The following is a 24,002-nucleotide window of genomic DNA, read 5'->3' on the forward strand; positions in this document are numbered from 1 at the left end:
GCCGAAGACTTGACAACACAACTATTTCCCACACTTCGGTGTGGGGCTCGCGTCCACTTTGTGGTTCCCGACAGACGATCGGGAATCGAAACTGAATAACTCAGCTACAGCTGGGACAGCTTTGAGACCAATGCATGATCTGGTCGAAGGTGTTCCGGTGGTCATAGCGAGAGGGAAACGCCCGGTCACATTCCGAACCCGGAAGCTAAGCCTCTCAGCGCCGATGGTACTGCAAGGGGGACCTTGTGGGAGAGTAGGACGCCGCCGGACTTAATTTGCAACACCAGGGAACCCCTGACCATTCGTGGTCAGGGGTTTTCTGCGTTCCCGGGGCGTTCATGCATCACACTGCTAGCGTCTGCGCCGGGGGAGGAACGCATGAACGATCGAACAAGGACGAGGGAGTCGGCCGGGACCGTCAGCTCGGACAACGACGGCGGCGCGCGGCTCCGGCGGAACCGTCTGGTCTTCGGCATCGTGGTGGCGCCGGTCGGGGTGCTGGTGGCGCTCGTGCTCGAGTTCGTGGCGCAGATCGGCACCGCCTGGCGGAGCACGAACGACGGTGGAGGAGCGGCGGTACCGCAGGTCATCGCGCTGGTGCTCGGGCTCGCTGCCACGGTGCCGGCCTTCGTGGCGGGGATCCGCGCGCTCTGTGCTCGTCGGTCCGTCGAGGTGGCGTGGGGAACCACCGTCGTGTCGGGGCTCGGGCTGCTGGCGGTGGTGCTGCTCGTCGTCGTGCCGGCGTTCGACGTGCTGCCCCGTGCCGCCGGCGATGAACGCGCGTACCGGGAGCAGCAGCGGCTCGACGAACTGGACGGCGTCGAGTACGGCGACGGCCCCGCGTCGGCGGCCGAAGCGCGGGAAGCGATCGGACCGTGGGTCGACGACGCGCTCGCGCAGTTGCACGTCAACCCGGGTGAGGCTCGGGGCCGGCGGTGGTTCACCGAGAGCACGAGTGCGGCCGGCAACCCCTGTCGGGTGTTCCACGAGCGCTTCACACTCGGCGGACGGGTCGAGCGGGAGCAGGCGGTGTCGGCGCTGCGGTCCGCCTGGAGCAGCGAGGGGTCGGGTACGAGCTTCACCGAGCGTCCGCAGTACCTCGAGCTGGCCGTGTACTCGGCCGATGCGTCGATCACGTGGAAGCGCGCCGACGACGTGCTGTTGGTCCAGAGCGACTGCATCCCGTTCGACCCGTCCGGGCCGTCCTGATCCGAGCCGCGTCAGCGCAGACGCGTCGAGGCGATCCCACCGTCGACGTCGATGGTGCCCCCGTGCACGAAGGCAGCTTCGTCGCAGACGACCCACCGCACCGCGTGGGCGACGTCGACGGGTCGTACCGGCACGCCCGCCGGCGTGCCCTGGGTCATCGCCGCCAGGGCGTCGGCGGCATCGGCGTTGCCGGGCGTCGCTGTCGCTCCGGGAGCGACCGTGACGACGCGGACGCCGCGGGGGCCGTACTCCGCCGACCAGGCTCGGGTGAGTTGCTCGAGCGCGGCCTTCGTCGCGGGGTAGAGCCCCATGAACGGGACGCCGACCCGGGCCATCCACGAGCCGATGTTGACCACGGCGCCCGTGCCGCGCTCGGCCATCGCAGGTGCAAGTGCTGCGACGAGGGCGTGCGGTGCACGGATGTTCGTCGCCAGGAGCGCGTCGACGGTGTCGTCGGACAGCGACTCGGTCGGGCCGCCTGGGTACACGCCGGCGTTGTTGACGAGGACGTCGATGCGGCCGCTGGCCAGATCGCTGGCGTGCGCGGCGAAGGCTCGGACCTCAGCGGCCGACGCGGCGAGGTCCGCGACGACGGGGACGGCTCTGCCACCGCGGTGCTCGATGGCCTCCGCGACGGCGCGGGTACGGGACGCGTCGCGTCCGTGCACGACGACGGTCAGACCGGCGGCGGCGAGCTCGTGGGCGACGGCCTCGCCGATGCCGCTCGAGGCGCCGGTGACGAGGGCGGTACGGGGAGTGGTGGGTTCGTTCGGTGCAGTGGTCATGCTTCGATGCTCGGTCCGCGTGCCATCGGCGGCCTTGCCGGATCCGGCGAGAAGGTTGCCGGATCGCGTGCGGGTCGCTGGCGAACTGCGCGGGCGCGTAGCGTGGGCTCGTGGACGACGTCACGGCGCAACACCTCGACCGGGCTGCTGGGGTCGCCTCGCGGCACGCAGCGGTCCTGGAGCGCGCGTCGACGGTCGAGGTCGTCGCCCGACCGGCGTCGGTGCACCGGGCTGAGTCGCTCGGGCTGACGATGTCACGCGTCCACGAGCCCACCGGGCTGTTCGACCGCCGGTACGTGCCGTCGCTGTCGATGGTCCTGCGCGGGCGGAAGCGCTCGATCGTCGGGGACGACGACCAGGTGTGGGGACGCGAGCGGTTCATCATCACGCCGGTGGACCTGCCGGTCGTCGCCGGGGTCGTCGACACCGCCGGTGACGAGGGCTTCGTCTCCGCGATCTGGCGGCTCGACCCACTGGTCGTGAGCGAGGTCGTCGCGTCCATGTCCTCGTCGGCGGTCCGCCCCACCGAGGAGTTGCCGCGGCTCGCCACGTGGACGTCGCCCCTCGCCGACGCAGTCGCCCGGCTCCTCGCCCTGCTCGACGCGCCCGAGGACATCCCTGTGCTGTTCCCTCTTGTGTCGCGCGAGGTCGTCCTCCGCCTGCTGCAGACCGCGCAGGCGCCGCGGATCATGGCGGCACTCGACGGCATCGGCACGTCGGTCGTCGCCGGCGCGACCGCACTGCTCACCGACCGGATGGCCGAGCCGTGGTCGATGGAGCGCCTGGCCCGGGAACTCCGGGTCAGCGAGAGCACCCTGTTCGCCCGCTTCAAGCAGGCCACCGGGATGTCGCCCGCGCAGTACCTCAAGCGCACCCGGCTCGGGGAAGCGCGGCGCCGCATGGTCCTGCACGCCGAGACCGCGGCGCGTGCCGCGGCCGCCGTCGGGTACCGCAGTGCCTCGCACTTCTCGCGCGACTACCGGGAGGCGTACGGACGGCCTCCCGCCGCCGACGCCCTGGTGGCCCGGGAACAGCTCGCGCTCGCGCCCGCGGTGTAGTCGGGCGACGCCGCGCGATGGATCAGCGGAGGAGGCCGAGTTCCATCGCGCGGGTCACCGCGCGGGTCCGGTCGTTCACCCCGAGCTTCTCGAACACGTGTCCCAGGTGCGTCTTCACCGTGGTCTCGCTGAGGAACAGCGTGCGACCGATCTGCGGGTTCGAGTTGCCCTGCGCGACGAGTTGCAGGACGTCGAGCTCGCGGGGTGAGAGCGACGGACCGGGAGCGGGCTTGCCGGCGGTCCGACGGACGAGGGCCGCGGCCGCCGCGGGGGCCAGCGCCGTGCCGCCCTGCGCGGTGGCGCGGAGGCCCGCCAGGATCTCGGATTCCGGTGCGGCCTTGAGCAGGTAGCCGGCGGCACCGGCCTCGATCGCCGCGAGGATCTGGTCGTCGGTCTCGTAGGTGGTGAGGATGAGGACCCGCACCTGCGGCTCGCGGGCGAGGATCTGCGCCGTGGCCTGGTCGCCGTTCAGGCCGGGCATGCGGAGGTCCATGAGGACGACGTCCGGTCGCTCCGCGAGGCTGAGGGACACGGCGGCGTGCCCGTCGGACGCCTGGCCGACGACCTCGACGTCGGCGGCGGTCTGCAGCAGCGCGACGATGCCGGCGCGGACGATCGGGTGGTCGTCCGCGACGACGACGCGGATCACCGCAGCACCTCTGCCGTCGCGAGCGCCACCGGGTGCACAGAGTCCGTGCCTGTCCGAGCGACGGGCAGTGTGACCTCGAGGACCGTGCCCCGCCCGGGCTCGCTCGTGACCGTGCAGGTGCCGTCGGCGAGGGCGAGCCGCTCGTGCAGACCTGGGAGCCCGTGACCAGCGCTCGGCACCGAGGGATCGAAGCCGACGCCGTCATCCGCGACCGTCAGTCGTGCCTGGGCCGCGGTGATGCGCAGCGTGACCCGCGCTGACGTCGCGCGGGCGTGCGACCGAACGTTGGCGAGTGCCTCTTGCGCGGTACGGAGCAGCACCACCTGCGCGTCGCGACCGAGCGGCTCGTCGACGGCGTCCACGACGACCGCGATGCTGGTCTCACGGGTGAACCGTTCACCGAGCCGGTGGAGGGCGGCGGCCAGTCCGTCGCTCACGATGCCGGCCGCTCCGGCCGCGACCAGGGTCCGCGATTCCTCGAGCGCGAGGCGGGCGGATTCCTCGAGGACCGCGAGCCGTTCGCCGAGCCGGTCGAGGTGTTCGGCGGCGAGGTCGCCACGGGCCCGTTCGGTGAGCATGACGATCCCGGCGAGGTCCTGCGCGACCGTGTCGTGGAGCTCGCGGGCGAGGCGCTCCCGCTCGCTCGTGACACCGGCGGCGCGGTGGGCCTCGGCGAGGGAGTCCTGCGCCGTCCGGAGTTCCTCGATGAGTCGGCGTCGGTCGTCGGAGAGCCGTGCGATGCGCGTGATCCAGAGGCCGAGGGCGCACGCACCGGCGACGCTGATGCCCTCGATGAGCAGGGTGCTGCCGAGCGCGCTCGGCCCCGATGCGATCTGCAGCCCGACCGCAGCCGCGACGCCGATCGCGAGGGAGAGGGCGATCGCGGTCCGCACCCGCTCGACCTGGCTCCACGCGACGGGGAAGAGGACGCACTGGATGAACGCCGCGCTCGGTACCACCGCGGGCAGCACGAGCGCCGACAGGACCAGCAGCGGGAGGAACCCGGCCGCGGCACGGCGGACGTCGTAGCCGCGCCAGCCGAACGCACCGTACGCGAGGGCGAGGACGACGAGCATCGCGAACGCGGGCCACCGCGTCGACCACGGGGACCAGGCGAAGGCAGCGATCGCCGCGACGACCGCGATCGTGACACCGACGGCGACGTGCAGACCCCGGTTGCGGTGCGCGGTGATCGGGTCCATGACCCCAGCATCCCATCCTCCGGAGCCGCGCAGCGGGTTCTCCACAGGGGCCGTCACGCGTCCCTGCGGATCCACCGGAACGTGAGCAGGCAGGCCACCGTGCCCAGGACCAGCCACGCTGCCAGGACGAGCGTTCCTGTGCCGAGGTGCCACGCGCCTCCCGGCTCGGCCGACGCGAACCCCGACGGCAGGAAGACGGACCGCATGCCGGATGCCATCCACCGCAGGGGGAAGACGGACGCGACGTCCTGCAGCCAGGCGGGCAGTTGCACGAAGGGCAGGTAGACACCGGAGATGAACTGGAGCACGAGGACGACGGGGACGATCGTGGCGGTGGCGCGGCGGCCCTCGCGGGGGAGCGCCGAGATCGCGACGCCGAGGACACAGCTCGTGGTGATGCCGAGGAGGACCACGCCGGCGAAGACGCCCCAGTCGCCCGCGTCGGTCGGCAGGGCGACGCCGAACACCAGGCTCGCGACGCCGAGCAGCAGGACGATCTGCGCGACCGTCGTGACGACGACCATGCCGACCTTGCCGACGAAGTAGCTGAGGACCGGCAGGGGTGTGCCGCCGAGACGCTTGAGCGTGCCGTCGCTGCGCTCCGTCGCGATGTCGACGCCCAGGGCCTGCGTGCCCGAGAGCAGGATCGCCGTCGCGACGAGCCCGGGTAGGTAGTAGGTGGCGTAGTCGACGTCGACCGGGCGGCCTTCCACCGCCACGGCGCGGATCGGGTCGGCGTCGGCGAAGGCCACCGAGAACAGCGCCAGCATGACGACCGGGAACAGGAACGTGAAGAAGACCGCGTCGGGGGAGCGGAACGAGGAACGGAGCTCGTACGCGATGCGGCTCGTCGCTGTCCTCACTTCGTGCCCACCATGTCGAGGTAGACGTCCTCGAGGGACGGGCGGATGACCTCGAGGTCGTGCATGACCGCGGTGCTGCTGCGGATGAACGCCGTCGGATCCGTCGTGCGCTCGTCGTGGTGCGCGCCGGCGTCGTCGCGCCAGCGCACCCGGGGCGTGCGGGCCGCGGCGCCGCCGAGCTCATCGATCGGTGCGACCTCGAGCAGCGTGCCGTCGGCGATCACCGCGGCGCGGTCGGCGAGGTGCGCGGCTTCGTCGAGGTAGTGCGTGGTGAGCAGGATCGTCGTGCCCTCGGCCTGCACCTGGCCCAGCAGGTCCCAGAACCGGTGGCGGGACTCCGGGTCGAAGCCCGTGGTCGGCTCGTCGAGGAACAGGACCTCGGGGCGGCCGATGATGCCGAGGGCGACGTCGACCCGGCGGAGCTGGCCTCCGGACAGTCGGCTGATGCGGGTGTTGCGCTGCGCCTCGAGTCCCGTCGCGGCGAGGAGTTCCTCGGTGTCGCGGTGCTCGGGGTAGAGCGTCGCGAAGTGCTTCAGTTGTTCGGCAACCGTGACGTTCGGGGACTCGGCGCTGGTCTGCAGGACGATGCCGATGCGGGCGTTGTGGCTGCGACTCGAACGTGCGGGGTCGTGGCCGAGGACGCGGACCTCGCCGGCGGTGCGGGACCGGTGGCCCTCGAGGATCTCCACCGTCGTGGACTTGCCGGCGCCGTTCGGGCCGAGGAGCGCGAAGGTCTCGCCGGGCTGGACCGTGAAGGAGACGTCGTCCACGGCCTGCTTGCCGGTGGGGTACTGCTTGCCGAGGTGGTGGACCTCGATGGCGGGGGAGTCGGGCATGGGTCCAGCTTTGCCGCGGGGCGGCCGTGGGGGATCGACCGGGGCGGTGGTCTCGGCATCGTCCGATCGGGGGATGGTGCTGGCGGGGGAGGTGGTTCGGTTTTCGGCCGGTGACGGTTCTGGTTCGCGATCGTCGGGGATCGTGAACCGGAACCGTCAACGTCTCAGTACTGCGTCCGAATCCCGGACCGTCGTCGGGATCATGCAGCACGCCGTCGCGTCAGGAGGCCGGCTCGGCATGCGGGCGGACGAGCGTTCAGGTCTGGGCGGCCTCGTCGATGTCGATGCGGAACTGCCTGAAGTCCTGCCATGGCTCCTGGCGGGTGCCCTCGAGGACGTCGCGAGCGGGTCGGCGGAGAGCGGTCAGCTCCTCGGCGAATCCCCGGACCGTCGGACCGGGTGAGGAGCTCGTCGGGACACTCGGAGCAGCATGGCGCACCACGTGCCGTGGACCGCACCCCCTGACGGGCGGGAGGCGCGGGGCGGGGTGGTGCAGGGCCTCCAGGCCGTGGGGGTGGTCGCGTCAGGTTGCGTCAAGCAACCGGCGCGTAGACCGGGAGGATGCAGGTCATCGGAGTCGAAACGTTCGGAGGGCCGGAGGCCCTCGCCGCCCACGAGGTGCCGGAGCCGCACGCTGGAGCCGGATCCGTGCGGATCCGGGTGCAGGCGTTCGCTGTGAACCCGACCGACACCGCAGTGCGGGCGGGCCAGCGCGACAGTTCCGAGGCCTCGCCGCCGTACGTGCCGGGCATGGACGCCGCCGGCGTCATCGACGAGGTCGGGCCCGACGTGTCCGGGTGGGAGATCGGCGACGAGGTCATGGCGATGGCGTTGCCGCTCAGTGCGCACGGCGGGGCCTACGTGCAGGAGCTCGTGGCGCCGGTGGGGTCGTTCACGCGCATCCCGCGGGGGACCTCGGTGGAGGAAGCGGCGACGGTGCCGATGAACGGGCTGACGGCGCTGCAGATCCTGTCGCACGCCTCGCTCGCGCCGGGGCAGACGCTCGCCGTGACCGGAGCCGCGGGGCTGCTCGGGAACTACGTGGTACAGCTGGCGAAGGCCGCCGGGCTGACCGTGATCGCGGACGCAGCTGAGAAGGACGAGGCGCTGGTCCGGTCGCTCGGGCCGGACCACATCGTGCCTCGCGGTGACGGGTTCGCTGCCGCGGTGCGCGAGCTCGTGCCGGACGGGGTCGATGCGCTCGCCGATGCTGCGGTGCAGCGGGACTCGGTGGTAGACGCTGTTCGCGACGGCGGCGTGTTCTTCGACGTGCGGGGCTGGGAGGGCAACGGAGCTCGGGGGATCGAGTTCGTGCAGGTGATGGTGTTCTCGGAGTACCGGTCGTTCGACAAGCTCGAGCACCTGCGGCACGCGGTCGAGAGCGGGACGGTGACGCCGCGGGTCGCCGAGGTGCTGCCAGCTGCTCGGGCTGTGGAGGCGCATGAGCGGTTGGAGGCTGGCGGGACGCGGGGGCGGTTTGTGCTCACTTGGTGAGTTGCTGACGTGGTCATGGACGGGAGGCGCGGTGCCAGGTGGTGCCGCGCCTCTCGTCCGTCAGTCGGCCGCTGCTACTGCTCGGCTCCTGTCGGGAGTTCTTTCAAGGGCTCACTCGCCGGGAGTCGAGGACTTGCGCGAGCGGAAGAGGTCAACGACCTTGCCGCCCACCGCATCGGCAGCTCCGGCCACCCGGCCGCCGACCTGCTTCGCCGCAGTGAGTGCCTGCGCTTCATCGGGCACCCCGTCGCCGTCTAGATCGACTCGCCGGAAGACTCGCGTGGCGGTGCGCGCCGCACCGGAAACATCGGTACCGACTGCTCCAGCAGCCCCGCTCACCCAACTACCGGTCGACCGGGCAGCATCTTCCAACGCCGCCAGAGCACGATTCTCGGAAGCCGCTTCTTCGGAGTCGGTATCGGCCGAGATCGTGAGGTGCTCCGGGAACGTCTCCGGCGCTTCGGGGAAAGCGGCGCGGGATGACTTCACGACGTCGCGGCCGAACACGAAACGGGCTACTCCGCCTGTCACCGCGCCGACGCCGTACTCGACTGTCGCGCGCTGCTTGCCGGTCATCCCCTCGCGGATCGGGTCGAGCTCGCCGGTCTGGATCGTGCGGACGAGGCTCTGGGCGGCGCCACCCGGCAACGCGTTGGACAGCGTCGAGGCCCAGTGGGACCAATCGTCTCGACCTGCAGCGATCGCCTGACCGGTGCCCACCGTGCCGCCCGCTGAGACCTCAGCGACGTCATTCGCCATCGCAGCAATCTGCTGCTGACTCACTCGCTCGTTGGTGAGGCCGAGGATCAGCGCCTGCGCCTGGTCCTCATCGAGGTCCATGGCGTGGAGGTCGGCAAGCGCGAGACCGAAGACTGCCGTGATCTCGAACTGCAGCTGCTGGTCTCCGGCCGGAAGTAGTCGTACGGCTGCGCGCCGGTCTGAGCGGCGTTCTTTGCGAGGTTCTTCGCGGCCACCTTCATCGCGCCCTTCGTGCCGGCCTTCGCGGCCTGCGCGCCCGCGCTCTTCGCTCCGGCGACGGCCGGGCCCGCAACAGGAATCGAGGCAATCGCGATGTCCGCCGCGATCTATCCCACCGTGATCGCGGCCCCTGCCGTCGTGATCGAGGTCGTGTAGTGGCGTTCGAGCATCTGAACGATGTCGGCGGGGGTGGCCGAAGGGTTTCGACGGCGGAGCCACTTCATGTACTGCCGGGCGAGGGCACGACGGCCGGTCACGGCCTTCGCGATGTTCCGAGTCACGTCTTCCTCGGGGACCTCGGCTTCGAGGGTCACGTCGGCAGCGTCGGGTTCGGTCATGTTCGGTTGTCCTCTTGCGTGAGCCGCGCTCGGGTACGCGGTGTTGGTCGACATCGTCGCATGAACCGCGGACCTTGCGAAACTCTTGCTTGACTCCGTGCTCTCGGCGGACGCTTGCCGCCCACGGAGCCCGGTTCACATCGCGTCAGTGGGACTTGGTTCGGGGCAATCTTCGCTGGCCTGCTAGCGTGCGGACATGGCGGATGAAGGGCTACGCGAGGAACTCCGTGAGTTCGTGGCGGACCGCGACTGGGCTCAATTCCACTCGCCGGAGAACCTGGCGAAGAGCATCTCGATCGAGGCAGGGGAACTGCTCGAGTGTTTCCAGTGGACGTCTGAGGCCGATGTGGCGCGCGTCCGTCTCGAACTCGCCGACGTCCTCACCTACTGCCACCTACTCGCCGATCGACTCGGCTCCGATCCCGCAGAGATCATTCGCGAGAAACTCGCCCTCACTCGGGACAAGTACCCAATCGATCAGGCCCGAGGACGAAGCACGAAGTATGACCAGCTTTGACATCGCACAGCTCCCGTTCAACGAGCGGCATCTGCGGCTGTGGCGCGAAGAGGACCCTCGGTTCCTGAACTGGCCCGTCGTGTACATCCTCGACGACGGCAAGCGTGTCTACGTCGGCGAGACGCTCAACATTGCCTCACGCATGCGGCAGCACCTCGATTCCGCAGAACGACGGTCGTTGAAGGCCGTGCGCCTAGTACTCGACAGCACCTTCAACAAGTCCGTGTGCCTGGACCTGGAGTCGCAGCTGATCGGACTGTTCGCTGGAGACGACAAGTACACCGTCCTCAACAGCAACAAGGGTGTCGTCAATGCGGACTACTACGACCGTGCGCGGTACCGAGAGACCTTCGAGGAGATCTTCGAAGCGCTGCGCGAGCAGAAGCTCTTCACACGCAGCATCGCCGAAATCGAGAACAGCGAGCTGTTCAAACTCTCCCCATTCAAGGCGCTCAACCGTGATCAGGCCGTCGTGATGGAGGACATCCTCGAGGGGTTGTTCGACGACCTATCAACGGGCGCCGGCAGCACGATCGTCGTGCAGGGCGACCCGGGGACAGGCAAGACGATCGTGGCCGTCTACCTGCTCAAGTTGCTCCGCGACATCGCGAACGGCGTCGGGATCGACGAGGTGGACGGGGACTCGATGTTCTCGGACTACTTCACCGAGGAGAACCGTGAGCGCCTGACTGACTTCCGCGTCGGCCTAGTCATCCCGCAGCAGGCGCTCCGCGCTTCTCTGAAGCGCGTGTTCCGCAAGACCCCTGGCCTCGAGAAGACCATGGTGCTCACCCCGTTCGAGGTGGGGAAGAGTGCTGAGAAGTGGGACCTGCTGGTTGTTGACGAGTCGCACCGTCTGAACCACCGCGCGAACCAAGCGTCGGGGCCGCAGAATAAGAGCTTCGGCGAGATCAATGAGCAGCTCTTCGGCGCTGATGCTGACCACTACACCCAGCTCGACTGGATCCGAGACCGGAGCAGACACCAGATCTTCCTGCTTGACTCAGAGCAGAGCGTACGCCCAGCGGATCTGCCGCAGGAACTGCAGGCGGGCCTCGTGAGAGAGGCGAGGCAGCACGATCGGTACTACCGGCTCTTCACCCAGATGCGCGTGCAAGGCGGGGCCGACTACGTCTCCTACGTCCGCGCTGTCATGCGAGGAGAGTCGCCGGAGCCACGGACATTTGGCGACTACGAGTTCCGTATGTTCGACGACCTGGGGGAGATGCATGATGCCATCCGGGCGCGCGACGACGAAGTGGGCCTCTCAAGGCTCGTCGCCGGGTACGCGTGGGAGTGGAAGAGCAAGCATGACAAGAGCGCCATCGACATCGAGATCGACGGTCGCGAGCTGCAGTGGAACCAGACACAGACGGACTGGATCAACTCCCCTGGTGCCGTTGATCAGGTCGGCTCGATCCACACCGTGCAGGGATACGACCTCAACTATGTCGGCGTGATCGTCGGGCCGGACTTACGGTTCGACCCCGGATCTCAGCGCATCGGTTTCGATAGGTCGCACTACTTCGACAAAAAAGGTATGGAAAATAACTTACGGTTGGGAATTGTTTATGAGGAATCCGATTTACTGAATTTTGTTTCAAACATCTACTCTGTCCTTCTGTCGCGAGGAGTTCGCGGCGCCTATCTCTACGTTTGCGATGGTCCCTTGAGGGTCGAGCTGCAGAAATTCTTCTCGGATCCAACGATTCTTGACTGACTTACTCATCGTCCGCTGACGCCTTCAAGCGGCCCCACGTTGCGCCTTGACTCGCACACCAGTGGAACGCGTTGTAGCGGACCTGGATCAGCGGATCATCTGTTTTCGGCGATACGCACATTTTGGATGGCGAGCGTTAGCTAAGTGTAGATCGTGCATCAACTGATTATGGCTAGACGGGCGCAAACTGATATCTCAAGCGATTGCACACAGCGCACGATGATGCTGCCACGTTCGCCCTGGGGTTGCTGGCGGCTCGGAGGATGGATGCCTCTCCTCCTGGGGTGGCTGGAGATCCGTGTAGAGGGCGGGCTTAGGTGGTGAAGCAGAGGCGGCCAGCGGTGTGGCATGGTCCTCGACGCATTGTGAAAGGGCGGGCCGCACTGCCGCGAGCTCTCAGGCCCCCGGATAGGGCACGTGACGCGAGGCTTCAGTCTACGTAGAGTCATCGTCACGCGAGATCTGTGTTCTTTGCAGTACGCTCCACGGACAACAGTCGAGCTTCTCGCTCGTCGAAGAACTTTCGTGACGCTGTAACTGCGTCTCGCGGAGAAACCGTTGAAGGGGCACGGTCTTGGGCTTACATTCAGGTGCGACGTTGGACCTCAAATCGTGGGAGCCGGACGCGTCGCTCGTGCGCGAGGTCGTGGACCAGTTCAGTCGGACTATCGAGTCCTACCGGGTCCATCCGCACCTGGTCTCCGAGCATGCCAACCACGAAGAGTCGATCCGTACCGGGGGCTACGCAAACCGCACGCTTCTCGAGCTCATTCAGAACGCGGCCGATGCTCTGGCAGGTGGTGCCGAAACTAGCAGGGACCACTCGGGACGGGTCGAGATAGTCCTTGACACAACCCGCGGCGTGCTGTATTGCGCGAATGCGGGAAGGCCGTTCTCCAAGAGCGGGCTGACGGCCGTCACGATGGCCTATCTGAGCGAGAAGCGCGGCGACGAAATTGGACGCTTCGGTCTCGGATTCAAGTCAGTTCTCGCGGTCTCGCAGGCGCCGCAGGTGTTGAGCCGATCCATCTCGTTCGAGTTCAACTCTCCGCAAGCTCGAACCGAGATGGCAGAGGTCACGAAGGCCAAGAGGTATCCAATCCTCCGGACCGCCACAGTTCTGGACGCAGCAACTGAGCTCGAGCGAGATCCCGTGCTCGCGGAACTCGGGTCGTGGGCCACGACGATCGTCAAACTCCCCGCGGCGACACACCTCGAGCGTCTACGCGATGAGATACGAGGGTTCACCTCCGAGTTCCTGCTGTTCGTCGACGCGGTTCGGGAAGTTCGGTTGCGTGTGATCGGAGACGAGCCGTTCGAGACAAGCCACGTGTCCCTCGATTTGGGGGACAAGAGGTTCAGGATCGAGCGCCCAGATGGCAGTGGAGACGAATGGATCGTTCAAAGCGACATGCACAAGCCATCGCCGGAGGCACGACACGAAGTTGGCGAGGCAGTGTCACGTGAAAAGGTGAAGGTCACAGTTGCCATCCCGATTCAACGCAGTCAACTTGGTCCAGGGCAGTTCTGGTCATACTTCCCGCTTCAGGACAAAACCTCGGTAGGAGCGCTGCTCAACGCACCGTGGAGCGTGAACGACGACCGCACAAATCTGCTCGAGAATCGATACAACCGCGAGATCATCAGGACTCTCGCCGGGCTCTTTACGCCGTTGCTCCCTAGGTTGCGGACCCTTGACGACCCCGCAGGACACCTGGATTACCTGCCCGCTCGCGAGCGTGACCAAGAGAGCCGTGGATTCGCCGGAGACGCCCTCCGAACACACATCCTGAGTTTGGCCGGCACGGGCCAGTACATTCCGGACAAGGCTGGTCACCTTCGAAACGGGTCGGAGCTCCGTCCGCTGGACCCGTCGATTCGCTTCGAAGCCATCGTCCACCAGGGGTGGATGGCGTCGCCCCACACTGGTGTCGATGTACCTCACTGGCACTGTTACAGGTCTTCACAGAGAGCTACGCGCCTTCGGGATCTTCTTTTGATCGCCCAAGAGCCGGACCTCGACCCCAGCGCCCGCGACGTCCGTGCAGCGATGGATCGTATGCCCAGGCGCGGCCTCCTGAGCTGGCTCCGTGAGTGGGCTGAGGGTGATGACCCCGTCTCGTCTGGAAACGCTCTCAAGACGGTCATCGGACACATCTCGCTTGAAGGAATTACGTCTGCCAAGGTCATTCCCACAAGCGATGGCATGAAATCACTCGATGACCGAAGTGTCGTGTTCCTTCATCAGGAGGAAGGACTGGTTGTCGACGGCGCAGTGTTCGTAGACCCCGCGTTCCTGGCGGAGGGCGGGGTCGAGGCGCTCCTTCGCAGCCGTGGCTTCCGGGACCTAGATCCAGAAGCGATCCTCGACGCACGGTTGGCGACGCTGCCCACCGAACCCTCCAGTGAGGACCTCGAGAGGCTCTGGGACGCGGTCCTCTCCGTCAGCCTGGGCACGGCCATCAAGTCGATGAAGGTCTCAAACGCGTCGATCAAGGTCCCGACGCGGGACGGAGGCTGGGCATGGCCACAACAGGTAGTCGACGTGGATGCGACGCTGCCCGAGCGCTTCGCCTCGCGAATGCTCGACCGGAGTCGATCAACGGCTGAGGTCGCATACAAGCTCGGGGTCGCTCGGAGCCCGATGAAAGACTTCTCCCTTGAGGACGAGGCGGAGTACCAGGCTTACCTCACCGCTACCGTGGCCGCGCTCAACAATCAGCGGGGGCCTGGTGAGCGAGCCATCGAACGAGTGGAGGTTAGTCCGGGGTCAGGGCCTGGACCATTTTCTGTGTTGCTCATGTTGCGGGACGCTGAGGCAGCGGAACAGCTGCGCGCGTCGTGGACGACTTTGCTCCTGGAGCTTCCCGAGCATGAATGGTTCGTCGAGGATCTCGACACCGGACGCACTCACGGAATATTGCCTCCGTCTCGATGGGCGGTCCAACAGGCAGGTCTTCTCCCGACATCGCGAGGGTTTCGGGTGCCGAGCGACGTTGTCGCACCTTCGCTCGTGCGCTTCGGTGCGCTCCTGCCGCTTTTCAAAGGCTCCCACCAGGTCCAGGTTGCCCTTGACCTGCCAAACGAGCTTGACGCAGTGCCGGCACACCTGCTTCGGGAAATGCTCGAGGATGATCTCTTCCCGTCCGTTAACGACTCAGTCCTGACCGAGTTCGTCCTCGCAGCCACGAAGGCCGCGTACGCCGGTGAGCAGCCGTCGACAATCCCGGCTAGGGTTAGGCGGCTCGTCGAGCCGCATGCGCCCTCGACAGTGTTCCTTGCGTCCACGGAGGAGGAAGAACAGTTCCTTCGGAGCCGGCAGCGACCGTTCCTGAGGGTTGACCCGGAGCTGGTTGACGAGTTCGTCGACCTAGTCGGATGCCGTCGGTTCGCTGACAGCTTCTCGTTCGCAATGGTTGTAGAAGGCCAGCAGGACGCCCAGCGAGTTCTTGACGTCTACACCGGGCTTCGTTCGGCTTACGGGGCCGCGCTCGCTTCGGCGAAAGTCTCTCGCGCCCTGCTCATCGCAAAGCGGGTGGTCACCGAGGATGGTGCGGAGGACCAGCCGCGAGACTGGCACCTTGATGGTCAGGACCTGATCGTCAGGAGCGATGCAGACGACCGGAGAATCCTCGATTACATCAACAACGCCTTCGATCTTCGCCTCGACAACATCCGGCTCGCTGAGATCCTTCAGGCGGGTTTGGACAATAAGCTTGAGCTCCTTCGTCAGGAGGCGCAGGCCATTGGGAGCGATGTCGAACGTCTCGACCACTACGTCGGCCCCGACGACTTGAGGGAAGCGCTTCCGACAGGGCTTTGGAGCGCGCTTGAGGCGCAGGGCCTGGTCAACGACGGGACTCCCGTCGCGGAACTATTCCTGATGGTCTACGGCTCGGACGCCCTCCGCATCCTGGCGGACAGGTTCCGAGACCTCGGGTATTCGGACGTTCCGGAGGCCTGGGGCAGCACGGGACCTGCTGTGTCCTGGGTACGGAAGATGGGGTTTAGCGCAGAGTACGCGGGTCAGCGGAACCAAAAGCAGCCCCCGGAGTTCGTCGTCCCTGGCGCGGTGGTGCTGAACCGTCTGCACACCTACCAGAAGAAGATCAGCGAGGATCTACGTACCGTCCTGACGCAACCGTCAGCTCAAGGTCCTGCGCAGAAGGCCATGGTCGAACTGCCGACGGGCGCGGGCAAGACCCGTGTCGCCTCCGAGACCGTCCTCAGGCTGTTCGTCGACGAGGTGCTCTCGGGGACGATCCTTTGGATTGCACAGTCGGAGGAGCTCTGTGAACAAGCCGTTCAGACCTTCCAAGCCGTCTGGCGCCATCTCGGCGATGAACGACCCCTGACGATTGGGCGTTTGTGGGGCTCGAACACCGTTCAAGAACCAGGAACCGAACTGTCTGTAGTTGTCGCGACCGACGCGCAGCTCGCCCAGCTCATCGGACGGGGCGACTATGAGTGGCTCAGCAAGCCGGCGGCAGTCTTCATCGACGAGGCTCATCGAGCGGGCTCGTCGGAATACACCAAGATCCTCCGGTGGCTTGGCGTCGATGGACGCCGCTGGGAGAGGCCACTAGTCGGACTATCCGCAACCCCGTTCAAAGGACGAGCGGGTGATGACAGCGGGACCAAGGAACTAAAGGCGAGATTCGGCACCAAGCTGGCACTGCCTTACCCAGAACCGTACAAAGAGCTCGTGAAGCTTGGTGTACTTGCAAGTGTGAGGCATGAGGTATTGCCGACCGGACTCGACTTTGAACTGAGTAGCGCCCCTTCTGGTGATCCTCGGTCCAACAAACTGATCGACCGAAACCTCTACGAGCGCATTGGCCGCAACGAACAACGCATGCGGATCCTTGTCGAACACATTCTCCAGACGCTCGAAGCGCACCCAGAATGGCCCGTACTGGTCTTCACCCCGAGCGTGCTCTCGGCCCAGGTCCTCTCCGCATCTCTGCGCTATCGAGGGATCGCCGCTGAATCTGTCAGCGGACAGACGAGCAAGCAACAGCGTCGAAAGGTGATTAAGCAGTTCCAGAACAATGAGATTCAGGTTCTCGCCAATTGTGACCTCCTCGTTCAGGGTTTTGACGCCCCGGGTGTTCGAGCGCTTTACATCGCGCGCCCGACCTTCAGCCCAGGCGCTTATATCCAAATGGCAGGCCGCGGCCTTCGGGGAACCGAGAATGGCGGAAAAGACGAATGTCTCATCGTCGATGTAGCCGATAATTGGGGTGCCATGAACGACTTCCTCGGATACCACGACTACGAGGCCCTCTGGGCGGAGCAGCGCGGATGATCCTTGTTCCTTCGCTGACCGATATCGAGACAGCGTCCCGCAGTGAAGCCGAGCGGCGAGTCGCCCGACTCCTTCGTGATGTCGAGGCTGACGCCGACGCAGTTGCCTTTTATTCTGTCGGTCTCCGCTCGCACGCGTACAAACAGCAGGCAGAAGCTGATTTCGTCATCCTGTGGCGGGGAACCGTCGTTGTCGTTGAGGTCAAGGGCGGTGGCGTGCGAAAGCACGACGGTATCTGGTACAGCATTGATCGCCGTGGAGACTGGCATAAGCTCGGCACGTCCCCGATGGAGCAAGCACGATCGGCGGCGTACGCGCTCCGTGACATCCTCGGTGCGCAAAGGCTCGGCTGGTACGCCCACGAGGCTGTCGTAATTACCCCAGACATCGACGCTCCACCAAACTCGGTTGACTGGAAGCCCTCGCACTGGCTGGCTCGTGACTCAATGACAGCGACAGAGCTATCTATGGCGCTTGACATGGTGGTACGGGATGCAAGGAGGGCGCCGCACGGAGAAAAGCTCGCGCGGCTGGGGGACCTGCGGGAGCGTCTCTTCGGTGAGTTCACTCGGATGCCGGTAGTAGACGCACAACGCGGTGCGGTGATCGAGGAGCAGAACCGTGCCACGGTCGGCCAGGCGCGGGTTCTCGCAGCCCTGGCGCGAAATCAGCGTGTGCTCGTCTGTGGGGGAGCAGGCACTGGGAAGTCCTTGATACTTGTCGAGGCTGCGAAACAGGAAGAGGAGCAAGGGAGGTCCGTGCTCGTGACGTTCCGCTCCCCCTCGCTCTTGCGGTACTTCGCGCCGCATCTCGGTAATCGCAACGTCGACGTGATTCCTTTCGCGGACGTCGAGAGTTCGGGTCCCTACGATGTCGTGCTCATCGACGAGGCACAGGACATGATGACCGCGGATGCGATGGACCGCCTCGATGGTGTTCTTGTCGGTGGGCGAGCGTCCGGTCGGTGGCGGATGTTTCTGGACCCCAATAACCAGGCACACGTCGACGGCGACTACGACCCGGATGTGGCGGACCTGATCGCCGCCGAGGCGATCCTCGTAGACCTATCGTTGAACGTTCGCAACACGCGTGCGATTGTGCATGTTATTCAGGAGTACCTGGGTGCTGACGTCGGCGATCCGGGGATCGTGCACGGCGAGCGCGTGCAGTGGCTGACCAGGAATGAGGTGGTTACAGTCGGCGATGGCCTGAAGATTGCGCGCGAACTCGCGGCGGATGGAGCTCGGAAGTCTGACATCTGGGTGATTGACCCGCGGTCCGTAGCGGCGCCCACTACTGTCGATGGCATCGTGGTGACGAGCCCTCGCTTCGCGAAGGGGTTGGAGGCTGAGCACGTCGTCGTGTGCGGGGTTCCTGAGGCTCTGGACGACTTCGGGACTGCAGCCTTTTACGTCGCGGTGACCCGCGCTCGTGTCTCCCTGCACGTGGTGCTCTCCAGGCAAGACAGGAGCCGACTTGAGCAAACACTAGGGCAAGGGATATCGACTCGATGACATTTACTCATGCTCAGGCGATCGTGCTTTCGCACATGCGATCGGCCTACGTCGGGCCGGACAGCGGCGACAGGGAGGTGATCTACAACCCGCCGAACAGGCAGTACGCCGTCGGAATGTTGTTCCCGCGAGACGGAGCGCCTGAGTCCGACCTTGGTGTCGTCCCGCCCGAGAGTTGCGACGTGGACAACGACCTGATGAGTGAGTTCGACGGTGAGGTAGAGGAGCAGGGAGCCGCGGTCCCAATCGCCGAGGACTGGAGGCCGTCATCGGCCGCGATCTCCTTCGTCACCGACAGCGATACCGTAGCGTGCACTGTTGCCGGCGCAACCTACGCCGTCGTCGAAGGCGACGGTCCGCCGAGCTGGCGCCGGACGCCCTTTACGATCCCGAGATTGTTCCTTGCGCCGGACCGTCGGGTACACGAGCATTCCGTTGGCGGCGTACCCATCGAAATTGGCAGTCGTTGGAGGCGCTTCGGCGATGTGCAACTGGTGACCGTGCACCTACGTGTTCTGGCTTCGTCAACCGGCGACGACCGCATTGACGCCACCAACATGCTGTACCAAGTCGCGCTCGTCGTGTCCCCCGCCGGTGGTGGAACGATCCGTGATTACGACACTCGGCGCGCCTTCGACGCCGACGACGAGTCCGCCGAGCTGCGTCTGAGGTTCAGGCGTCGTAAGATATACGCCGTCGGACACGGTATGGCTGCGGATTGGACCGTTTCCGACGGCGTGTGCACCGAGGTGCGCCTGGAGCCGGTTCCGCATTTCGTGGTCCCCGACGTCGAGACAACTGCCTTCGAGGATGAAACCCTTGAAGCGGACGCCTTGCGTCTCGAGCACCTATCGACGCTGGACAATAACGCCGATCAAGTTCTCGAGTCGCTGCGGGCATTCGTCCGTAGGTTTGGGACGTGGGTCGAGGAGCAGGAAGGGCGGATTGGGTCGTTCGGCCCGGACCGCGAGGTTGCCGGTCGAATCGTCAGCCGGTCAAGAGAAGCGTTCGTGCGAATGAGCAAGTCTGTCGACCTGCTAGGGCTGGCGGGCAACGGCACCCTTCGGGAAGCGTTCTCCCTCGCCATGGCCGCGATGCGGTTACAGATGCGGCAAGCAGTCTTCGCCCGCGACGGCGTTCGGTCCGAGCCACGCTGGCGTCCCTTCCAGCTGGGCTTCCTCCTCGTCGCCCTCGCATCAACGGTGGATGACACACACGAGGAGCGAGGGCTCGTCGACCTGATCTGGTTCCCAACCGGCGGCGGGAAAACCGAGGCTTACCTCGGGCTAGCGGCGATTGAGATCTTCCGTAGACGCCTCTCGGACGGCCCGGCAGGTGGTGGCACTGCGGTCTTGACTCGTTACACGCTGCGACTGCTTACCTCTCAGCAGTTCCAGCGAGCTGCCTCGCTCGTATGTGCCATGGAGCTGCTGCGTCGCGCGGACAAGATTGGTGACCCGCGCGCAACCCACATGGCACCGTTCTCGATCGGACTGTGGGTGGGCAACGAAGTAACTCCGGGGTCGCGCAAGGACGCGAAGTCCGCTTTGGAGCGGCTTCGGAAGGCCGCCCGGCCTGAAGAAGCAAATCAGTTCCAGGTAGAGAGTTGCCCCTGGTGCGCAACGCCACTTCTTCCCCGCTTCCGGTCTCCCCGCCCGGATGACTATGGAGTCAAGATGGTGGGTCGTGACATCGTCATCCACTGCGTGAACTCGGCTTGCGAGTTCGCCGATGATATCCCGGTGCGCGTGGTCGACGAGATGCTCTATGAGGAGCCCCCTACCATCCTGCTTGCTACGGTCGACAAATTCGCACGTCTGCAGTTTCGCCCTGAGGCCGGTCGTTTGCTCGGTCTGAACACGGCGTTCCGCCAGCCGTCAATAATCATCCAAGACGAGCTCCATTTGCTTTCTGGGCCACTTGGCACGACGGTTGCGGTGTTCGACGCTGTGATCCAGATGCTGCTCAACGCGAATGGCTCGACGCCCAAGATCGTCGCGTCGACCGCTACAATTCGGGCCTCGGATGAGCAGGTGCAGGGGCTGTATGGCAGGCCGGTCGCGCTGTACCCGCCGTCCGGTCTCGATGACGATACGACGTTCTTTTCCCGACCGGTTACGAGTGGCGAGGGTCGCCTGTACCTCGGGCTGATGCCCCAGGCCCTTTCGCAGATGTCAGCGACAGTTTCGGCGTCAGCCCCCTTGGTGGAGATCCCAGAAGTTCTTCGGCGACACCCGGACGCAGGGACGAGCCTCGACGCATATTGGACCGCGGTGATGTACCACAACAGCCTTCGGGAGCTGGGGCGCACCGGAACCCTGATGATCGACGACGTGAACGCCCGCCTGGAGCCTCGCGCCGAGCGCATGGGGCATGAACTTCGCACGGTTCGAGCCGGCCGGGTGCTGGAGCTGACAAGCCGACGCGGACCAGAGGAACTGCCGAACGACCTACGTGAACTGCGTCGAAGTGCCGACGACTCCGACCAGGCGGTCGACATTGTCCTCTCGTCGAACATGCTTTCTGTCGGTATTGACATCCCGCGACTGGCACTGATGCTGATGGTCGGCCAGCCCAAAACCACCTCCGAGTACATTCAGGCAACGAGTCGGGTCGGACGAGGCAAGGTTCATGGCGTCGTCGTCACGCTGTTCCGTTCGAACCGGGCGAGGGACCGTTCCCACTTCGAGACGTTTCGCGGCTACCACGAGGCTCTCTACCGAAGCGTCGAGCCGACGAGCGTCACTCCATGGTCGTTAGCGTCGCGCGAGCGCTCGCTCGCCGGTGCTCTAGTAGCGCTGGTTCGTCACCTCGGACCAGGGCTGTCCTCCAATGATGCAGCCAAGGACCTCGACCTAGCCGATGCTGGCCAGCGGAACTTGGTCGACCGGCTGGTCAGCGGGCTTCTCGAGCGGGTAGCAAGTGCGGACTCGGTCGAGACGTCGGACACGCGCGAGCGAATCGTCACGCTGCTCAACGAGTGGGACCGTCGAGCACGAGCCGCTCGCGAGGCTGGTGAGCGCCTTCTATACGATCGCGCGACGGCGGACGACTCCGCATTGTTCAAGAGGTTCGGGCAAGCTGGCGAAGGTTGGCTGGTTGCCGACTCGATGCGTTCGGTCGAACCCAACGTTGCGGTCGAGGTACGCGAGCCATTTGAGGAGGGGTCCATTGCAACGGATCAAGCATGACCTGAGACTGTCGGAGACAGTGTCACCCTTCGGCGTCGGGTCCGTCATCGACATTCGAGGGGAATCGCTGATCGCCCCCGACACTTCGTGGTGGGATGAGCGCTATTCGCCGGAAGTTCATTGCGAGCGGCTCGTCGAGCGGCTCGGACCCAGCGTGCTGCGAGAAGCGCCCACCCACTCAGGACGAATCGGCAAGGACAACGCGACTTTGCTGTACTGGCGGTTCCCGGCTTGGAGATTCTGCGAGCGATGCTCCAGGCTCTCCCAGAGAACTGGTAAAGACCGGGGCAAGTGGGTCAATAAGTGTGAATGCGGCGGCATGCTCGTGCCTATGAGATATGTCGCGGTTTGTAAAAAGGGTAGTCATCTCCAAGATGTCCCTTGGTTCATGTGGGCTCACCGCGGACATGACGCTGGCGTGACAGAGTCCGTGCGACACTGCCGAGCCTATAAGGAACTTCGGCTCGTTCGTTCGGCCAAGCACGGTGAGGGCCTGAAGTCTCTTCGGGTGGAATGTGGCGGCTGCAAGCGGTCCCGCCCGATGTCGGACCTTCTTAGCAAGGACGCTCTCGGTCGCGACGGTCTCCGGTGCAAGGGCACCCAGCCGTGGCAGGATCCACGGCAGGATGGGGCTTGTGAGCATGGACTTGTCGCCGTCCAGCGGGGCGCAACGGGAAACTACATAGCGGAACGGATCTCCGCTCTGGACATCCCCGAAGAGAAACCGCCGACGGTTTCGCTTAGGGACGTCATCCGAGCACACGCTGATTTCGGTCGAGTGGTCGACGACAACGGCGGGCCCAAGGCGTCGTTGATTGCGGGGTGGATCGCCGACGAGGTCGGTGCCACGGTTGACGACGTGCTAGATCTGGCTGCAGCGGGCGAGTTGCAGCAGGACGAAGTACTCGCAGACCTCAAGGATGGCGAGTGGGCAGCTTTCTTGAAGAAGCTGGCAACGTCCGGACGTGACCACAGCGAGGGCGACTTCGTAGTCGACTCGTGGCAGACCTCGGAGCTTGCAGGAATTCCTGCGACGCTGGCACAACGTCTGACCGCGGTCGGCCAGGTGCGGCGAGTGCGCGAGGTTCGGGCTCTCAAGGGCTTTCGCCGGTACTCCGCTGAGGCGGAGATGATCTCAGCCGACATGTCGCTGAAGGGCAAGCGGAAGCCAACTCTTCCAGCCGTCGAAATGTACGGGGAAGGCATTTTCCTCCAGTTCAGCGAGCAGTTTCTCACAGAATGGGAGCAGCATGCCGCGGTTCGCGCGCGGGCCCGAATTCTATTGGACCGACGGGCAAAGACGCAATGGGCGAATCGGCTGGACCTCCCCGAGGCCCGGTTCGTCGCCCTCCACACCATCGCTCATCTCCTGATTCGCCGACTTGCTCATGCGTCCGGATACTCGTCTGCTTCGCTTCAGGAAAGGATCTACGCGAGCTCCTCCCGTCCCGACCGCATGGCTGGTGTGTTGATTTACACAGCAGCGGGCGACGCGCAGGGCACCTTAGGTGGCCTCGTGCGGCTCGGTGACCCAGATAGGCTCGTTCCGATGCTTCTCGCAGCAATCGACGACGCCGATGTCTGCTCTAACGACCCAGTTTGCATTGAGAGCGACAAACAGGGTGCCTCGAGCCTCAACTTGTCGGCGTGCCATGGATGCTCCCTCGTGAGCGAGACATCATGCGAGACCGCAAACCGACTTCTGGACCGTCAAATGGTTCTCGGCGGTCGCGACACGCCAGGGTTGTTGGAGGGCGTACTCAACGAGGTTCGTTCGCTCAGCGTGCCCTAGCTGCTTACCAGCAGCGGAATGAGGTTTGGCCGGGGCTTTGACGACTGACTAGATGCGGTCGGTGACCAGCTGCTGGTCCTCGTGCTCCCCGAATCGCAGAACGTGCAACCGGCGGACCTCAGCACGTCGTTGGTCTCCTCATCTCGCACTTTGTTGCGTTGGAGCTTGGCGGCCCACCAGTCGGAGTCCGCGAGCGGCTGCGTGGCATGCTCGGGCCACCCCTGCAAGAAGCACCCGTCCATGAAGACCGCTACCTTTGCATCAGGGAGGGCGATGCTTCGCCTTGCGATTCCAGGCACCGCGCACACGACGCGGTAGCGAAGACCGCGATCGCGTGAGACCAACGCGCGTCAGCTTCCGGCTTCGTGTCTGAGCCGACGCGCAGAACCCATGCGTTGGCTCACTGCCAGGCTCGAGATCCCTGGATGAGGACCGGCGAGGGGCGTGGGAGCCACAGTAGCTCGAGTCGACACTCTTGTGGCCTCGCCGTCGCTGATCCGCCAGTACTTCAAGTCAGACGAACCGGCGTGTGGCCTTGTCGGAGGCCG

The 24,002-nt window shown here is 65.4% G+C and carries 17 protein-coding genes and 1 rRNA gene; 11 read left to right on the forward strand and 7 right to left on the reverse strand.

All coding sequences use genetic code 11. From position 1 onward, the window contains the following. Positions 1–153 precede the first annotated feature (153 nt). Positions 154–270: ribosomal RNA gene (gene rrf / locus BIU94_RS03630) — 5S ribosomal RNA — on the forward strand. 108 nt (positions 271–378) lie between these two features. Then, positions 379–1,209 (forward strand): hypothetical protein, encoded by an 831-nt coding sequence (locus tag BIU94_RS03635; RefSeq protein ID WP_071254316.1) that lies wholly within the window; start codon positions 379–381, stop codon positions 1,207–1,209. 11 nt (positions 1,210–1,220) lie between these two features. On the opposite strand, the gene BIU94_RS03640 is transcribed toward BIU94_RS03635, so the two are convergent. Next, positions 1,221–1,994 carry an SDR family NAD(P)-dependent oxidoreductase gene (locus BIU94_RS03640; RefSeq protein ID WP_071254318.1) on the reverse strand — a complete coding sequence of 258 codons (774 nt, stop codon included), beginning with the start codon at positions 1,992–1,994 and terminating at the stop codon, positions 1,221–1,223. Between the two features lie 110 nt (positions 1,995–2,104). On the opposite strand from BIU94_RS03640, the gene BIU94_RS03645 reads away from it, so the two are divergent. After that, positions 2,105–3,052: an AraC family transcriptional regulator gene (locus tag BIU94_RS03645; protein WP_071254320.1), complete on the forward strand. Its 948-nt coding sequence runs from the start codon at positions 2,105–2,107 to the stop codon at positions 3,050–3,052. Positions 3,053–3,074: 22 nt separating this feature from the next. On the opposite strand, the gene BIU94_RS03650 is transcribed toward BIU94_RS03645, so the two are convergent. Genes BIU94_RS03650 through BIU94_RS03665 form a run of 4 tightly spaced genes read right to left on the reverse strand, consistent with a single transcriptional unit; the run spans position 3,075 to position 6,602 of the window. Next, on the reverse strand, positions 3,075–3,701 hold the full coding sequence (locus tag BIU94_RS03650; RefSeq protein ID WP_071254321.1) for a response regulator transcription factor: 627 nt from the start codon (positions 3,699–3,701) through the stop codon (positions 3,075–3,077). Next, positions 3,698–4,903, reverse strand: a complete 1,206-nt coding sequence (locus BIU94_RS03655) for a sensor histidine kinase (RefSeq protein ID WP_071254323.1) — start codon at positions 4,901–4,903, stop codon at positions 3,698–3,700. Before BIU94_RS03655 ends, BIU94_RS03650 begins: the two co-directional genes overlap by 4 nt. Positions 4,904–4,956: 53 nt before the next feature. Next, complete coding sequence (locus BIU94_RS03660; RefSeq protein ID WP_071254325.1) at positions 4,957–5,766, reverse strand: ABC transporter permease; 810 nt, start codon at positions 5,764–5,766, stop codon at positions 4,957–4,959. Then, positions 5,763–6,602, reverse strand: coding sequence for an ABC transporter ATP-binding protein (locus BIU94_RS03665; protein WP_071254327.1), 840 nt, complete (start codon positions 6,600–6,602; stop codon positions 5,763–5,765). The genes BIU94_RS03660 and BIU94_RS03665 overlap by 4 nt, the downstream gene beginning before the upstream one ends. 202 nt (positions 6,603–6,804) lie before the next feature. Here BIU94_RS03665 and BIU94_RS17245 point away from each other — a divergent pair, with 202 nt between their 5' ends. Then, positions 6,805–7,005 carry a hypothetical protein gene (locus BIU94_RS17245; protein ID WP_139195950.1) on the forward strand — a complete coding sequence of 67 codons (201 nt, stop codon included), beginning with the start codon at positions 6,805–6,807 and terminating at the stop codon, positions 7,003–7,005. Positions 7,006–7,163: 158 nt separating this feature from the next. Continuing rightward, positions 7,164–8,096, forward strand: a complete 933-nt coding sequence (locus BIU94_RS03675) for an NADP-dependent oxidoreductase (protein WP_071254331.1) — start codon at positions 7,164–7,166, stop codon at positions 8,094–8,096. A 111-nt stretch (positions 8,097–8,207) separates the two neighbouring features. Here BIU94_RS03675 and BIU94_RS18055 read toward each other — a convergent pair whose 3' ends face one another. Both BIU94_RS18055 and BIU94_RS18060 read right to left on the reverse strand, forming a co-directional pair. After that, positions 8,208–8,936 (reverse strand): hypothetical protein, encoded by a 729-nt coding sequence (locus BIU94_RS18055; RefSeq protein WP_254782937.1) that lies wholly within the window; start codon positions 8,934–8,936, stop codon positions 8,208–8,210. A 245-nt stretch (positions 8,937–9,181) separates the two neighbouring features. Continuing rightward, positions 9,182–9,412, reverse strand: a complete 231-nt coding sequence (locus tag BIU94_RS18060) for a hypothetical protein (RefSeq protein WP_254782936.1) — start codon at positions 9,410–9,412, stop codon at positions 9,182–9,184. A gap of 196 nt (positions 9,413–9,608) precedes the next feature. Here BIU94_RS18060 and BIU94_RS03685 point away from each other — a divergent pair, with 196 nt between their 5' ends. From BIU94_RS03685 to drmB, 6 genes are all read left to right on the forward strand, one after another. After that, positions 9,609–9,929: a nucleotide pyrophosphohydrolase gene (locus BIU94_RS03685; protein ID WP_071254333.1), complete on the forward strand. Its 321-nt coding sequence runs from the start codon at positions 9,609–9,611 to the stop codon at positions 9,927–9,929. Continuing rightward, positions 9,916–11,649 (forward strand): DUF2075 domain-containing protein, encoded by a 1,734-nt coding sequence (locus BIU94_RS03690; RefSeq protein ID WP_071254336.1) that lies wholly within the window; start codon positions 9,916–9,918, stop codon positions 11,647–11,649. Before BIU94_RS03685 ends, BIU94_RS03690 begins: the two co-directional genes overlap by 14 nt. Before the next feature lie 598 nt (positions 11,650–12,247). Beyond that, complete coding sequence (locus BIU94_RS03695) at positions 12,248–16,957, forward strand: sacsin N-terminal ATP-binding-like domain-containing protein (RefSeq protein ID WP_083404562.1); 4,710 nt, start codon at positions 12,248–12,250, stop codon at positions 16,955–16,957. Then, on the forward strand, positions 16,954–18,471 hold the full coding sequence (locus BIU94_RS03700; protein WP_071254340.1) for an NERD domain-containing protein: 1,518 nt from the start codon (positions 16,954–16,956) through the stop codon (positions 18,469–18,471). Before BIU94_RS03695 ends, BIU94_RS03700 begins: the two co-directional genes overlap by 4 nt. A gap of 182 nt (positions 18,472–18,653) precedes the next feature. After that, positions 18,654–21,662 carry a helicase-related protein gene (locus tag BIU94_RS03705; protein ID WP_217639475.1) on the forward strand — a complete coding sequence of 1,003 codons (3,009 nt, stop codon included), beginning with the start codon at positions 18,654–18,656 and terminating at the stop codon, positions 21,660–21,662. Then, a complete protein-coding gene (drmB, locus tag BIU94_RS03710; RefSeq protein ID WP_071254344.1) occupies positions 21,643–23,454 on the forward strand; it encodes a DUF1998 domain-containing protein in 1,812 nt (603 codons plus the stop codon). Before BIU94_RS03705 ends, drmB begins: the two co-directional genes overlap by 20 nt. The last annotated feature ends 548 nt before the right edge of the window (positions 23,455–24,002 follow it).

The sequence above is a fragment of the Curtobacterium sp. MMLR14_006 genome (genome assembly GCF_001864985.1).
In the GTDB taxonomy this organism is placed as follows: Bacteria; Actinomycetota; Actinomycetes; order Actinomycetales; family Microbacteriaceae; genus Curtobacterium.